Consider the following 14961-nt stretch of genomic DNA (forward strand, 5'->3'; position numbering starts at 1 on the left):
AAGCCCACCCGTATGACCCGCATCGTTACCCGCCCCGTCGCGCCCGCCGACGCCGAAGCGCTCGCGCGCCACGGCCTGCACCCCGTCCTCGCGCGCCTGTACGCGTCGCGCGGCGTGCAGTCGCCCGTCGATATCGAGACCGCGCTCGCGCGCCTCGTTCCGCCCACCGAGCTGAAAGGCTGCGCCGATGCGGCAGTGCTGCTCGCCGACGCGATCGCCGACAAGCGGCGCCTGCTCGTCGTCGCCGACTACGACTGCGACGGCGCGACCGCCTGCGCGGTCGCGGTGCGCGGCCTGCGGATGTTCGGCGCGCGGATCGACTACCTGGTGCCGAACCGCTTCGAATACGGCTACGGCCTCACGCCGGAGATCGTCGAGCTCGCGGCCGCGCGCAAGCCCGACCTGCTGATCACGGTCGACAACGGGATCGCGAGCGTCGCCGGCGTCGAAGCCGCGAACGCGCGCGGCATCGACGTGCTCGTGACCGACCACCACCTGCCCGGCGACGCGCTGCCCGCCGCGCGCGCGATCGTCAACCCGAACCAGCCCGGCTGCGCGTTCCCGAGCAAGCACCTGGCCGGCGTGGGCGTGATGTTCTACGTGCTGCTCGCGCTGCGCGCCGAGCTGCGCCGCCGCGGCGCGTTCGCCAGCAAGGAAGCCGAGCCGCGCCTCGACGGCCTGCTCGACCTCGTCGCGCTCGGCACCGTCGCCGACGTCGTGCGGCTCGACGGCAACAACCGCGTGCTCGTCGCGCAAGGGCTGCAGCGCATCCGCAACGGCCGCATGCAGCCAGGCGTCGCCGCGCTGTTCCGCGCCGCCGCGCGCGAAGCGCGCACCGCATCGGGCTTCGACCTCGGCTTCGGCCTCGGCCCGCGCCTGAACGCGGCCGGGCGGCTGTCCGACATGTCGCTCGGCATCGAATGCCTGATCACCGACGACATCGGCCGCGCGTGGGATCTCGCGCAGCAGCTCGACGTGATGAACCGCGAGCGCCGCGAAATCGAGGCCGGCATGCAACAGCAGGCGCTCGCCGATCTCGCCGACGTCGATCCGGCCGACGCATGCACGATCACGCTGTTCAATCCGGAGTGGCACCAGGGCGTGATCGGCATCGTCGCCGGCCGGCTCAAGGAAAAATTCCACCGCCCGTCGTTCACGTTCGCGCACGCCGACGACGACGGCAAGCGGGTCAAGGGTTCCGGCCGGTCGATCGCCGGCTTCCACCTGCGCGACGCGCTCGACCTCGTGTCGAAACGCGAACCGGACCTGATCGTCGCGTTCGGCGGCCACGCGATGGCGGCCGGCCTCACGCTCGACACCGACAACGTGCCGCGCTTCGCGGCCGCATTCGAGGCCGTCGCGCGCGAATGGCTGTCCGACGATGCGCTGGCCCGCGTGATCGAGACCGACGGCGAACTCGAGGACGCGTACTTCACGCCGCAGTTCGTCGGCCTGCTCGACGAGGCCGTTTGGGGGCAAGGGTTTCCGGCCCCGCTTTTCTCGGGCGAATTCGACGTCGTGTCGCAGTCGCTCGTGAAGGAAAAGCACCTGAAGCTGCAGCTCGCGCGCGGTCGCCAGCGCTTCAACGCGATCTGGTTCAACCATACCGAGCCGCTGCCGGCGAGCGCGCTGGTCGCGTACCGGCTCGTCGCCGATACGTGGAACGGCGTCACGCGCGTCCAGCTGATCGTCGAACACGCGGCCGGCTGAGCGGGCCGGCCGTTCCGCGATGCCCGCCCCTGCATGTGCGCGACGCGCCGGACGGGGCCGTCAACACGCGTACAGGCACCGTTTGCGTCACCGGGCAACCCGGCCGATCGGCTATAATTCCGCTTTTTTACGAAGCCGGAACAGCGAACGATCATGGAAGCGGAACGTCTCAACGCGATCGAAAGCTCCCTGCTCGACCTGCGCAATCGCGCGGGCGAGCTTCGGGGGTATCTTTGACTACGACGCCAAAGCTGCGCGTCTGACCGAAGTCAACAAGGAACTCGAAGACCCGAACGTCTGGAACGATTCGAAGAACGCCCAGGCGCTCGGTCGCGAGAAAAAGCTGCTCGAAGGCGTCGTCACGACGCTGACCGCGCTCGATAGCGACCTGCGCGATGCGCTCGACCTGTTCGAGCTGGCGCGCGAGGAAGGCGACGAAGACACCCTTCTCGCATCCGAAGACGACGCCGCGAAGCTCGAAGCGCGCGTCGGCGACATCGAATTCCGCCGGATGTTCTCGAACCCGGCCGATCCGAACAACTGCTTCATCGACATCCAGGCCGGCGCCGGCGGCACCGAGGCATGCGACTGGGCGTCGATGCTGCTGCGCCAGTACCTGCGCTACTGCGAACGCAAGGGCTTCAAGGCCGAGGTGCTCGAAGAGTCCGATGGCGACGTCGCCGGCATCAAGAACGCGACGGTCAAGGTCACGGGCGAATACGCGTACGGCTTCCTGCGCACCGAAACGGGCATCCACCGCCTCGTGCGCAAGTCGCCGTTCGATTCGTCGGGCGGCCGCCATACGTCGTTCTCGTCGGTGTTCGTCTATCCGGAAATCGACGACTCGATCGAAGTCGAGATCAACCCGGCCGACCTGCGCATCGACACGTACCGCGCATCGGGCGCGGGCGGTCAGCACATCAACAAGACCGACTCCGCGGTGCGGATCACGCACATGCCGACGGGCATCGTCGTGCAATGTCAGAACGACCGCTCGCAGCACCGCAACCGCGCCGAAGCGATGGCGATGCTGAAGTCGCGCCTGTACGAAGTCGAGATGCGCAAGCGCCAGGCCGAGCAGGACAAGCTCGAATCGAGCAAGACCGATGTGGGCTGGGGCCACCAGATCCGCTCGTACGTGCTCGACCAGAGCCGCGTGAAGGACCTGCGCACGAACGTCGAAATGAGCAACACGCGTGCGGTGCTCGACGGCGACCTCGACGACTTCATCAGCGCGAGCCTCAAACAGGGCGTGTAAGCGCCGCGGCGCGGCCGGCCCGCGCCGCCCTTCCCGTTTGCGTTGCCGCACCCCACTCCGAATTCCGACCATCATGACCGAACCGACCCAAACGCAGCCCGCCGTCACGGCGGACGACAACCAGATCATCGCCGAGCGCCGCGAGAAGCTGCGCGCGTTGCGCGAGCAAGGCGTCGCCTATCCGAACGACTTCCGGCCCGAGCACCATGCAGCCGACCTGCAGGCCAAATTCGCCGATTCGGACAAGGCCGCGCTCGAAGCGAATCCGGTCGAGGTGTCGGTCGCCGGCCGCATGATGCTCAAGCGCGTGATGGGCAAGGCGAGCTTCGCGACGGTGCAGGACGGGTCGGGCCAGATCCAGTTCTTCGTGACGCCGAACGACGTCGGCGCCGACACCTACGATGCGTTCAAGAAGTGGGACCTCGGCGACATCGTCGCCGCGCGCGGCGTGCTGTTCCGCACCAACAAGGGCGAGTTGTCGGTCCAGTGCAAGGAGCTGCGCCTGCTGTCGAAGGCGCTGCGTCCGCTGCCGGACAAGTTCCACGGCCTGTCCGACCAGGAAATGCGCTACCGCCAGCGCTACGTCGACCTGATCGTCACGCCGGAAACGCGCGACACGTTCCGCGCCCGCACGAAGACGATCGCGTCGATCCGCAAGTTCATGGACAACGCCGAGTTCATGGAAGTCGAGACGCCGATGCTGCACCCGATCCCGGGCGGCGCGGCCGCGAAGCCGTTCGTCACGCATCACAATGCGCTCGACATGCAGATGTTCCTGCGCATCGCGCCGGAGTTGTACCTGAAGCGCCTGATCGTCGGCGGCTTCGAGCGCGTGTTCGAAATCAATCGCAATTTCCGGAACGAAGGCGTGTCGCCGCGTCACAACCCGGAATTCACGATGATGGAGTTCTACGCCGCGTACACCGACTACCGCTGGCTGATGGACTTCACCGAGCAACTGATCCGCCAGGCGGCGATCGATGCGCTCGGCACCGCGACGATCCAGTATCAGGGCCGCGAGCTCGACCTCGCGAAGCCGTTCCATCGCCTGACGATCACGCAGGCGATCCAGAAGTACGCACCGGACTACACCGACGGCCAGTTGTCGGACGACGCGTTCCTGCGTACGGAACTGAAGCGCCTCGGCGTCGACGTGTCGCAGCCGGCCTTCCTGAATGCAGGCATCGGCGCGCTGCAGCTCGCGCTGTTCGAGGAAACCGCGGAATCGCAGCTGTGGGAGCCGACCTACATCATCGACTACCCGGTCGAGGTGTCGCCGCTCGCACGCGCATCGGATACGGTGCCGGGCATCACCGAGCGTTTCGAGCTGTTCATGACCGGCCGCGAGATCGCGAACGGCTTCTCGGAACTGAACGATCCGGAAGACCAGGCCGCGCGCTTCAAGAAGCAGGTCGAGCAGAAGGATGCGGGCGACGAGGAAGCGATGTTCTTCGACGCCGACTACATCCGCGCGCTCGAATACGGGATGCCGCCGACCGGCGGTTGCGGGATCGGCATCGACCGTCTCGTGATGCTGCTGACCGACAGCCCGACGATCCGCGACGTGCTGCTGTTCCCGCACCTGCGCCGCGAAGACTGACGGCCGCCCCCGCGTGTGCGCCGCATTCCGTGGCGCGCACGCGTCGGCTTTGTAACGACGCGTAAATCCCGCCAGCCGGCGTCTGCCGGCCTTCGATCCTTCCCCGTTTTATTCCCACGTCGCGACGGCCTTCCCCGGGTTTTCCCGGTAGCAAGCGCCGATCCCGCGCTGCAATTCGTTACACCTTGATACGGCGCGCCGCTGGGCCGTGAACGACACTCCTGTTGCGTCACCACGCATGACCACGGGACCAGAACGAGGCACCGGAACGCCGAGTCTGCTCGCTCCCGAGCGTGGGATCCAGCTCCGGCGCAGTGCGTCGATCCGGATCGACCTTGGAGAAAAAAATGGACAACCAGAATCAGACCACGCCGCAAAAGCAACGCCTCCACCCGCTGATCGCCACCGCGGCCGGCGCCGTCATCGTCGCCAGCCTCGCGGCGACCGCGGCGATCACGGGCGTCTTCCCGAAAGCCACCAGCAGCAACGAACAGAACGGCCAGACCCAGGCCGCGCTGATCGCGTCGCAGCCGGCCGTCGATACGGCCGCGGCCGCCAGCGCCGCGCTCGCCGCGCAAGCGCAGCGGCAGGCGGCGGAACAGGCCGCCGCGCAGCAGAAGGCCGCCGTCGCGCAGGCCGAGCCGAAGCCGGCGCCGCGCCCGGCCGCACCGCACCGCCGTCACACGACCGCGCCGCAGCCGCCGCAATACGCGCAGCAGCCGTCGGCGCCTGCGCAAACCTACTGCCAGAGCTGCGGCACGGTCGTCTCGATCACGCAGACGCGCACGCCGGGCCAGAGCTCGGGGATCGGCGCCGTGGGCGGCGCGGCGGCCGGCGGCCTGCTCGGCAACCAGTTCGGCAACGGCAACGGCCGCACCGCGATGACGATCATCGGCGCGCTGGGCGGCGGGCTCGCCGGTAACCAGGTCGAGAAGCAGGTTCGCGCGGAAACCGACTATCAGGTGCAAGTGCAGATGGAAAGCGGCGCGACGCGCACGTTCACGTACCACAACCCGCCGCCGTTCGGCCAGGGCCAGCGCGTGCGGATCGAGAACGGCACGCTGGTCGGCGCGTAATCATCTGATCGTGTAGTCGCCGGCGTTCGCTGCCCGTGTGTCGTGCGCGGCAGCGCGCCCATGAAAAACGGCTCGCGAGCGCTTGCTCGCGAGCCGTTTTTCATGGGCGCGGCGTGCGCCGTTGCAGCGCACGCCGCGACCGGTCGGGTCGGTCAGTCCTCGTCGTCGAAATCCGATTCGTCGATCCAGTGCGCCTGGATCGCCTCGAGGATCTTCTCGCCGGAGTGCGCCGGATCGTCGTCGAAGCCGTCGAGTTCGAGCACCCATTGGCGCAGGTCGACGAAGTTGATTCGCTGCGGGTCGATGTCCGGGTACTTGTCCGCCAGCGCAATGGCTATTTCACGCGAATCGGTCCATTTCATCGCCTGCCTCCGGTTCCTGTCAGTGATTTTCCTTCGCGTGGTTGATCGAGTACTTCGGGATCTCGACCACCAGGTCCGAATCTTCCTTCACGATCGCCTGGCACGACAGACGCGACGTCGGCTCGAGGCCCCACGCCTTGTCCAGCAGATCGTCCTCGTCCTCCTCGGACGGCGTCAGATCGTTGAAGCCTTCGCGGATCACCACGTGGCACGTCGTGCATGCACACGACTTCTCGCATGCGTGCTCGATCTCGATCCCGTGATCGAGCAGGTTGTCGCAGATACTCTTGCCGGGCGTCGCGTCGATCACCGCGCCGTCCGGGCACAGTTCGACGTGAGGCAGCACCACCAGTTGAGGCATGTTCGTTCCATCAGTCAGGGTGCGGCGCCACGCGCCGCACGTTCATCGTCGCGCGGGCCGTTGCCGGCCGATGCGCGGTTCGTGGGTTCAGATCTCGTCGAGCCGGCGGCCCGACAGCGCGCGCTTGATGCTCTTGTCCATCCGGCGCGCCGCGAATTCGTCGGTACCGTCGGCCAGCGCCTTGGTCGCCGCTTCGATCGCATTCGTATCGTCGCCCTGCGCGACCGCGCGCAACGCCGCGGCCAGCGCGTCGACCTGCGCGCGCTCGTCGGCATCGAGCAATTCGCCGTCGGCCGCCAGCGCGGCCTGCGTCGCCTCGAGCATCCGCTCGGCCTCGACCTGCGCTTCGCGCAGCGCGCGCGCGCGCATGTCGATTTCAGCGGTCTTGAAGCTGTCTTCCAGCATCTTCGCGATGTCGTCGTCGGCGAGGCCGTACGACGGCTTCACGACGACCGACGCCTCGACGCCCGACAACTGCTCGCGTGCGAACACCGACAGCAGGCCGTCCGCGTCGACCTGATAGGTCACGCGAATGCGGGCCGCGCCCGCCGTCATCGGCGGAATGCCGCGCAGCTCGAAGCGCGCGAGCGACCGGCAGTCGGCGACGAGCTCGCGCTCGCCCTGCACGACGTGGATCGCCATCGCGGTCTGGCCGTCCTTGAAGGTCGTGAATTCCTGCGCGCGCGCGATCGGAATCGTCGAGTTGCGCGGAATGATCTTCTCGACGAGGCCGCCCATCGTCTCGACACCGAGCGACAGCGGAATCACGTCGAGCAGCAGCCAGTCGTCGCCGGTGCCGCGGTTACCCGCGAGCAGATCGGCCTGGATCGCCGCGCCGAGCGCGACGACCTGGTCCGGATCGAGGTTCACGAGCGGCGGCTGGCCGAAATATTTCGCGACCGCATCGCGGATCACCGGCATGCGCGTCGCGCCGCCGACGAGCACGACGCCCTTGATGTCGGCCGGCGTGACCTGCGCATCGCGCAGCGCCTTGCGGGTCGGCGTGAGCGTGCGCTGCACGAGCGGCTCGACGAGCGACGCGAAGGTATCGTGCGAAATCGTCTGCACGAGGTGCGCACCGCTCGACAGCGTCACGTCGAGCGCCGCTTCGGGCGCCGACGACAGCGCTTCCTTCAGCACGCGCACGCGATCGAGCAGCAGGCGCACGTCCTCGGGCGCGAGCGTCTTCGCGTCGATCCCGGCCTGCGCGAGCACGTGACCGAACAGCGCGTGGTCGAAATCGTCGCCGCCCAGCGCGGAATCGCCGCCCGCGGCCAGCACCTCGAACACGCCCTTCGTCAGCTTCAGGATCGACAGGTCGAACGTGCCGCCGCCGAGGTCGTACACCGCGTAAAGGCCTTCGGCCGCATTGTCGAGGCCATAGGCGATCGCCGCGGCGGTCGGTTCGTTCAGCAGCCGCAGCACGTTGAGGCCCGCGAGACGCGCGGCATCCTTGGTCGCCTGGCGCTGCGCGTCGTCGAAGTATGCGGGCACCGTGATCACCGCACCGACCAGATCGTCGCCGAGCGAATCTTCCGCGCGATAACGCAGCGTCGCGAGAATTTCGGCCGACACTTCGACCGGGCTCTTCACGCCGTCGATCGTGCGGATCTGCACCATGCCCGGCGCGTCGACGAATTCGTACGGCGCGTTCGCCGCGCCTTCGACCTCGGCCTTGCCGCGGCCCATGAAGCGCTTGACCGACACGATCGTGTTGCGCGGATCGGTCGCGGCCTGCTCCTTCGCTTCGTGGCCGATGCGGCGGCCACCCTTCTCGAGGTAGCGGACCACCGACGGCAGCAGCACGCGGCCGGCTTCGTCCGGCAGGACTTCGGGCACGCTGTTGCGCACGGCGGCGACGAGCGAGTTCGTCGTGCCGAGATCGATCCCGACGGCGAGCCGCCGCTGGTGCGGCGCCGGCGCCATGCCCGGTTCGGAAATTTGCAGTAAAGCCATCTTGGTTCGTTCGGGCGCTCGGCCCGTTTGCTGCGCGTGCCGCCAGGCACGCGGTTAAGTTTCGAGGCGCTCGATCTGCGCGCCCACTTCCGACGCGACCCGTTCGATGAACATCAGCTGACGCACGGCTTCCGCGGCGGCCTGATCGGCACCGCTGTCGAGCAGCGTGCCGAGGCGCTCGACGCGCACGCGCTTCTCGTCGCGCAACTCGGCGAGCAATGCATCGAGCGCATCGACGTTGCGGGCGGCCGCGGCATCCTCGATGCCTTCGCGCCACTCCATCTGCTGCATCAGGAAGGCAGGCTCCATCGCCGTGTTGTTTTCCGCGCCGATGTCGACGCCGCGCAGCGACAGCAGATAGGACGCGCGCTGCAGCGGATCGCGCAGCGTGCGGTAAGCCTCGTTCGCGCGGGTGGCCCATTGCATCGCGATGCGCTTTTGCGCGTCGCCGGCCGCCGCGAAGCGGTCCGGATGCACCTGCGTCTGCACCGTGCGGTAGGCGGCGTCGAGCGCCGTCTCGTCGAGCGCGAATTGCGCCGGCAGGTGAAACAGGTCGAAATGGCTGTCTTTCAGCGAAACCATCGTCGCGTTCAATTCCGGTTCGTCGTGCGGCAAACGCCGCACATTAAAAAGGCGGCCCGTGCCGCCTCTTGCCCGCATCGCGCGGAGGGAGCCGCGTCACACGCGGAACGATTCCCCGCACCCGCACTCGTCCTTCACGTTCGGGTTGTTGAACTTGAACCCTTCGTTCAGGCCTTCGCGGGCGAAGTCGAGCTCGGTGCCGTCGATATAGGCGAGGCTCTTCGGATCGACGACGACCTTCACGCCATGGCTCTCGAACACCTGATCCTCGGGAGCCAGCTCGTCGACATACTCGAGCTTGTACGCGAGCCCCGAACACCCGGTCGTACGAACGCCAAGCCGCAGGCCCACACCCTTGCCGCGACGGACGAGGTATTTCTGGACGTGCTGTGCTGCTTTTTCGGTCAGTGTAATTGCCATGATGTCCTTGCCGCGGCGCGCCGCCGGGGCTCGCCGCGTTTCCTTCCCTAGCCGCTCGATGCCGCTCAGGCTGCTGCCTGATCGCTTTCCTTGGTGTCGTGGCGCTTCTTGTAATCGGCCACGGCTGCCTTGATCGCGTCTTCCGCGAGGATCGAGCAGTGAATCTTCACCGGCGGCAACGCGAGCTCCTCGGCGATCTGCGTGTTCTTGATCGACAGTGCCTCGTCGAGCGTCTTGCCCTTCACCCATTCGGTGACGAGCGAGCTCGATGCGATCGCCGAACCGCAACCGTAGGTCTTGAACTTCGCGTCTTCGATCACGCCGTCCGCGCCGACGCGGATCTGCAGCTTCATCACGTCGCCGCATGCCGGCGCGCCGACCATGCCCGTGCCGACCGTGTCGTCGTCCTTCGCGAACGAACCGACGTTGCGCGGGTTTTCGTAGTGATCCAGAACCTTGTTGCTGTAAGACATGACTCAGACTCCTTGACTCGTTACGTCTGCGTGCGTCAATCCGCCCGCGGTTGCATTCAATGCGGTATCAGTGTGCGGCCCATTCGATCGTCGACAGATCGATGCCTTCCTGGTGCATTTCCCAGAGCGGCGACAGTTCGCGCAGCTTCGCGATCTTGCTGTTCAGCAGATCGACCACGAAGTCGACTTCCTGCTCCGTCGTGAAACGGCCGACCGTGAAGCGGATCGAGCTGTGCGCGAGCTCGTCGTTGCGGCCGAGCGCACGCAGCACGTACGACGGCTCCAGCGACGCCGACGTGCACGCGGAGCCCGACGACACCGCGACGTCCTTGATCGCCATGATCAGCGACTCGCCTTCGACGAAGTTGAAGCTGATGTTCAGGTTGTGCGGGACACGGTGCTCCATGTCGCCGTTCACGTAGGTTTCCTCGATCTGCGACAGGCCGCGCAGCAGCTTGTCGCGCAGCATGCGGATGCGCTCGTTCTCGGTTGCCATTTCCTCGCGCGCGATGCGGAACGCCTCGCCCATGCCGACGATCTGGTGCGTCGCCAGCGTGCCCGAACGCATGCCGCGCTCGTGGCCGCCGCCGTGCATCTGCGCCTCGATGCGCACGCGCGGCTTGCGACGCACGTACAGCGCGCCGATGCCCTTCGGGCCGTAGGTCTTGTGTGCCGAGAACGACATCAGGTCGACCTTCAGCTTCGCGAGATCGATCGCGACCTTGCCGGTCGACTGCGCGGCATCGACGTGGAACACGATGCCTTTCTCGCGACAGATCTCGCCGATCGTCTCGATGTCCTGGATCACGCCGATCTCGTTGTTCACGTGCATCACCGACACGAGGATCGTGTCCGGGCGCAGCGCGGCCTTGAACACGTCGAGGTCGATCAGGCCGTCGTCCTTCACGTCGAGGTAGGTGACTTCGAAACCGTCGCGCTCGAGTTCGCGGCAGGTGTCGAGCACGGCCTTGTGCTCGGTCTTCACCGTGATGATGTGCTTGCCCCTGCCCTTGTAGAAATTCGCGGCGCCCTTGATCGCGAGGTTGTCCGACTCGGTGGCGCCCGACGTCCAGATGATCTCGCGCGGATCGGCGTTCACGAGAGCGGCAACCTGTTCGCGCGCCTCCTCGACCGCACGCTCCGCGTCCCAGCCGTAGGCATGGCTGCGCGACGCCGGGTTGCCGAACTGCTCGCGCAGGTACGGCACCATCTTGTCGACCACGCGCGGATCGACGGGCGTCGTCGCGCTGTAATCCATATAGATGGGCAGGTGGAGAGTCTCTTGGGTCATCTGTCGCTCCGGGTATTCTGTGCAGGGACTATGTACGTTATGGGGGTTGGCGGGCGCCTTCGCGCTCACGAACTCGCGATGTTGAACACCGAATTGGGGCCGAGCGGCATCGTGCGCACGGGCTCGGCCGGTGCGGCGACGGGCTCCGGCGCGCGACGGTCGCGCAGCACCGCGGGGGCGCCCTCGCGTGCGCGCTGCTGATCGACGAGATCCTGCAGCGACACCGAATCGAGGTATTCGACCATCTTCTGGTTCAGCGTCGACCACAGCTCGTGCGTCATGCAATGGCCGTCGGGCTGCTTCGAGCCGTCGCACGTGCCTTTGCCGCCGCACTGCGTGGCGTCGAGCGGTTCATCGACCGCGATGATGATGTCGGCGACGGTGACGTCCTGCGCGCGACGCGCGAGGTTGTAGCCGCCGCCCGGGCCGCGCACGGATTCGACGATTTCATGCCTGCGCAGCTTGCCGAACAGCTGTTCGAGATACGAGAGCGAAATCCGCTGGCGCTGGCTGATGCCTGCAAGCGTCACCGGGCCCTGCTCCTGGCGCAGTGCCAAGTCAATCATCGCCGTGACGGCGAAACGGCCTTTGGTGGTGAGTCTCATGGTGTCTAGGGGACTGCAATCTTGACGATTTTGGTCAAGTATAAATATTTGACGTTTTTAGTCAAGTATCCATGCCTTTGAAAGGGTATTCGCAGACCGCTGAATATCGCGCGGTCAGTGCGCCGTGCGTGCGCGCAGCGTCTCCAGGAGACCCGCGCATGCGTGCTCGACCTGGTCGAGCACCTGTTCGAAGCCCTGCGCGCCGCCGAAATACGGATCGGCCACTTCGGTTTCGGTCGCGCCCGGCGCGAATTCCATCAGCAGGCGCACCTTGTCGCGATACTGCGGCGGGCAGCGGCGGCGCAGTTCGGCGAGATTTGCTTCGTCCATCGCGAGCAGCAGGTCGAAACGCTCGAAATCCGCCGCGCTCACCTGCCGCGCGCGCAGCGCCGACAGATCGTAGCCGCGGCTGCGGGCCGCCGCCTGCGCACGCGTATCGGGCGGCTCGCCCACGTGCCAGTCGCCGGTGCCGGCCGAATCGATCGCGATCCGGTCGCCCAGCGCGGCCGCGTCGACCTGGTGGCGCATCACGCCCTCCGCGGCGGGCGAACGGCAGATGTTGCCGAGACAGACGAAACAGATCGCAACGCGGGTCATCGCACTATCGAAAAGCCGCGGCGCACCGCGTGGGAGAAGAACGCGCCATTATACAAAGGCGGCCGAAACCGCGCCGCCGCGCGAAGCGACGGCGCCATGCCTTACAGCGCCTTCGGCGCAGCGAGCGCGATGTCGCCGGATGCCGCGGGCAGCGGCTGCGCCGCGTCGCCGACCAGCCCGAACGACACCGCGCGCGCCAGTTCGGCGGACGCCTGGTGTACCGCGAGCGGACCGCGCGACGGCGCATCGGCCATCGCATGCAGATAGGCAACCGCTGCCAGCGGAACCACGATTGCCAGCGGCCAGTACATCGATATTGTCTTTTTCATGATGCGGACCTCGTTGACCTCGTACCCCGAAACCCGATTCCGGGGACTACAGACGAGATTCTATAGACCGCATCTATCAAGATAAATATGCAAATAGCGAACGCACTGTTGCCGCTCGCTGAACAGTGTCAGCCGAGGTGACTTTGCGACGCCGCGTACAGCTCGCGGAACGTGCGTCCGGTCGGCGTCGGAAGGTCGCGCGTGTCCATCCAGCCGCCCATCATCGGCAGGCGCCGCAACATGCCGCCGTCGCCGCCCAGCCGTTCGAGGACGCGCACCGCGAGCTTGGTCGTCAGCGCATACAGCATCGGCCGCCGGGCGAAGAACCCCCATGCGGCGAGCGCCGCGCGTTCGCGCCACGGCCTCAGGTGGCGCTCGACCTGCTTCTCGCGCAACGTGCGCAACAGATGCGACAACGGAATCCCGGCCGGGCACACGCTGTCGCACTCGCCGCACAGCGTCGCCGCCTGCGGCAAGTCGAGCGTGCGGTCGAGCCCGACGTAGCTCGGCGTCAGCACCGATCCCATCGGCCCCGGATAGACCCAGCCGTACGCATGACCGCCGACCTTCTGGTACACCGGACAATGATTCATGCACGCGCCGCAGCGAATGCAGCGCAGCATCTCCTGGAATTCGCCGCCGATCAGGCCCGTGCGGCCGCCGTCGACGAGCACCACGTAGTTGTGCTCGGGGCCGTCCTCGTCGCCGAGCCCGCGCGGCCCGGTCAGCAGCGAGAAATAGTTCGACGTCTTCTGCCCGGTCGCGGAACGCGGCAGCAGACGCATCGCGGTCGCGAGATCCTCGAGGGTCGGCAGCACCTTCTCGATGCCCGTCACCGCGACATGCACGCGCGGCATCACCGTGCACATGCCCTCGTTCCCTTCGTTCGTCACGATCGCGACCGAACCCGTTTCCGCGATCACGAAGTTGCCGCCCGTCACGCCCATGTCGGCCGACATGAAATGCGGGCGCAGCACGTCGCGCGCCTCGCGCGTCATGTCCGGGATCTCGGTGAGCCGTTCGCGCCGGTGCGTGCGCGCGAAGAGATCGGCGATCTCGTCCTTGTCCTTGTGCACGACGGGCGCAATGATGTGGCTCGGCGGCTCGTTGTCGTTGATCTGCAGGATGTATTCGCCGAGGTCGGTCTCGATCGACTGCACGCCCATCTCGGCGAGCACCGCGTTCAGGCGCATTTCCTCGGACACCATCGACTTGGTCTTGATGACCTTCTTCACGTCGTGCCGGCGCGCGATGTCGGCCACGAGCCGCGCGGCGTCCGCGGTCGTTTCGGCGAACAGCACCGTCGTACCGCGCCGCGTCGCCTCGCGCTCGAACGCCTCGAGCCACACGTCGAGATTCTCCAGCGCGCGGTTGCGGCGCGCCTTCAGCGCGGCGCGCGTGGCCGGGAAGTCGATCGCGGTCATCGCGTCGGCGCGCGCGGATACGAACTTCGTCGACAGCTTCTTCAGGTTCTGCTGCAGGCGCTGGTCGGCCAGCTTCTGGCCGGCGCGCGCCTTGAAATGCATCGATTGGACTTGCATCGCGGTATCGGGGAAAAGTGAGCGGAACCGGGCGTCAGACGTCGCCCGCCAGCACCTGCGCGACGTGCAGCACGCGGGTGTCGCGGTCGCCGGTGCGGCGCAACCGCCCTTCGATGTTCAGCATGCAGCCCAGATCGCCGAGCACGACGGCACCCGCGCCCGACGCGCGCACGTTCGCGCATTTTTCGTCCGCGATGGCCGCCGAGATGTCGCCGTACTTGACCGCGAACGTGCCGCCGAAGCCGCAACAGTGCTCGCAGTCCTTCATCTCGGTGACGGCCACGCCGCGCTGCGCGAGCAGCGCGCGCGGCTGCGCCTTCACGCCAAGCTCGCGCAGGCCCGAGCACGAATCGTGATAGGTAACCGGCCCGGCGAATTCGCCCGGCGCGAGCGACACCTTCGCGACGCTCGCGAGGAAATCGGTCAGCTCATAAACTTTCTGCTGGAACCGCGTATAGCGCCCCATCAGTTCGGGATCGTCGCGGAACAGGTCGCCGTAGTGCGCGCGGATCATCCCGCCGCACGAACCCGATGGCACGACGACGTAATCGAATGACTCGAACTCGCGCAGCGTCTTTTCCGCGAGGTCGCGCGCGAGCGCGCGGTCACCCGAGTTGTAGGCCGGCTGGCCGCAGCACGTCTGCGCGGGCGGCACGCTCACCTCGTAGCCGGCGTCGCGAATCAGCTTGAGCGCCGAAAAGCCGATTTCGGGGCGCATCAGGTCGACCAGGCAGGTCACGAACAAACCGACTCGCATACGTGCTCCTTCGAGAAAACGGCTCTCATTATCCGACGTTTGG

16 protein-coding genes are annotated in these 14961 nt (G+C 66.9%); 4 read left to right on the forward strand and 12 right to left on the reverse strand.

The genetic code is table 11. From position 1 onward, the window contains the following. Positions 1–12 precede the first annotated feature (12 nt). The 4 genes from recJ (at position 13) to CFB89_RS10765 (ending at position 5644) form a co-directional block, all read left to right on the forward strand. Positions 13–1710, forward strand: coding sequence for a single-stranded-DNA-specific exonuclease RecJ (recJ, locus tag CFB89_RS10750; protein WP_089467802.1), 1698 nt, complete (start codon positions 13–15; stop codon positions 1708–1710). A gap of 153 nt (positions 1711–1863) precedes the next feature. Further along, positions 1864–2968, forward strand: a protein-coding gene (prfB, locus tag CFB89_RS10755) for a peptide chain release factor 2 (protein ID WP_102961735.1) whose coding sequence is annotated in 2 segments (ribosomal slippage) — positions 1864–1944 and positions 1946–2968 — 1104 coding nt in all. Because the reading frame shifts where the segments join, the coding sequence is not laid out codon by codon here. A 73-nt stretch (positions 2969–3041) separates the two neighbouring features. Beyond that, positions 3042–4568, forward strand: coding sequence for a lysine--tRNA ligase (gene lysS / locus CFB89_RS10760; RefSeq protein WP_050013000.1), 1527 nt, complete (start codon positions 3042–3044; stop codon positions 4566–4568). 347 nt (positions 4569–4915) lie between these two features. Continuing rightward, on the forward strand, positions 4916–5644 hold the full coding sequence (locus CFB89_RS10765) for a glycine zipper 2TM domain-containing protein (RefSeq protein ID WP_089467803.1): 729 nt from the start codon (positions 4916–4918) through the stop codon (positions 5642–5644). Between the two features lie 152 nt (positions 5645–5796). Here CFB89_RS10765 and iscX read toward each other — a convergent pair whose 3' ends face one another. The 12 genes from iscX to CFB89_RS10825 form a co-directional block, all read right to left on the reverse strand. Continuing rightward, positions 5797–6006 (reverse strand): Fe-S cluster assembly protein IscX, encoded by a 210-nt coding sequence (gene iscX / locus CFB89_RS10770; protein WP_089467804.1) that lies wholly within the window; start codon positions 6004–6006, stop codon positions 5797–5799. Between the two features lie 19 nt (positions 6007–6025). Beyond that, entirely contained in the window at positions 6026–6367 is a 342-nt protein-coding gene (gene fdx / locus CFB89_RS10775; protein WP_006478392.1) for an ISC system 2Fe-2S type ferredoxin, read from the reverse strand. A gap of 87 nt (positions 6368–6454) precedes the next feature. Next, on the reverse strand, positions 6455–8323 hold the full coding sequence (hscA, locus tag CFB89_RS10780; protein WP_089467805.1) for a Fe-S protein assembly chaperone HscA: 1869 nt from the start codon (positions 8321–8323) through the stop codon (positions 6455–6457). A gap of 54 nt (positions 8324–8377) precedes the next feature. Continuing rightward, complete coding sequence (gene hscB, locus CFB89_RS10785; protein WP_089467988.1) at positions 8378–8905, reverse strand: Fe-S protein assembly co-chaperone HscB; 528 nt, start codon at positions 8903–8905, stop codon at positions 8378–8380. A 96-nt stretch (positions 8906–9001) separates the two neighbouring features. Continuing rightward, entirely contained in the window at positions 9002–9325 is a 324-nt protein-coding gene (gene iscA / locus CFB89_RS10790) for an iron-sulfur cluster assembly protein IscA (RefSeq protein WP_011885413.1), read from the reverse strand. Between the two features lie 65 nt (positions 9326–9390). Then, positions 9391–9798: a Fe-S cluster assembly scaffold IscU gene (iscU, locus tag CFB89_RS10795; RefSeq protein ID WP_006478389.1), complete on the reverse strand. Its 408-nt coding sequence runs from the start codon at positions 9796–9798 to the stop codon at positions 9391–9393. A 67-nt stretch (positions 9799–9865) separates the two neighbouring features. Beyond that, positions 9866–11089: an IscS subfamily cysteine desulfurase gene (locus CFB89_RS10800; protein ID WP_089467806.1), complete on the reverse strand. Its 1224-nt coding sequence runs from the start codon at positions 11087–11089 to the stop codon at positions 9866–9868. Between the two features lie 65 nt (positions 11090–11154). Next, positions 11155–11694 (reverse strand): Fe-S cluster assembly transcriptional regulator IscR, encoded by a 540-nt coding sequence (gene iscR, locus CFB89_RS10805; protein ID WP_006401955.1) that lies wholly within the window; start codon positions 11692–11694, stop codon positions 11155–11157. A 114-nt stretch (positions 11695–11808) separates the two neighbouring features. Further along, entirely contained in the window at positions 11809–12291 is a 483-nt protein-coding gene (locus CFB89_RS10810) for a low molecular weight protein-tyrosine-phosphatase (protein WP_089467807.1), read from the reverse strand. A gap of 101 nt (positions 12292–12392) precedes the next feature. Next, positions 12393–12620, reverse strand: a complete 228-nt coding sequence (locus tag CFB89_RS10815; protein WP_089467808.1) for a hypothetical protein — start codon at positions 12618–12620, stop codon at positions 12393–12395. 128 nt (positions 12621–12748) lie between these two features. Then, a complete protein-coding gene (locus CFB89_RS10820; protein WP_089467809.1) occupies positions 12749–14161 on the reverse strand; it encodes a lactate utilization protein B in 1413 nt (470 codons plus the stop codon). Positions 14162–14195: 34 nt separating this feature from the next. Then, positions 14196–14918, reverse strand: coding sequence for a (Fe-S)-binding protein (locus tag CFB89_RS10825; protein WP_089467810.1), 723 nt, complete (start codon positions 14916–14918; stop codon positions 14196–14198). Positions 14919–14961: the final 43 nt, after the last annotated feature.

The sequence above is a fragment of the Burkholderia sp. AU16741 genome, from assembly GCF_002223345.1.
GTDB lineage: Bacteria > Pseudomonadota > Gammaproteobacteria > Burkholderiales > Burkholderiaceae > Burkholderia > Burkholderia sola.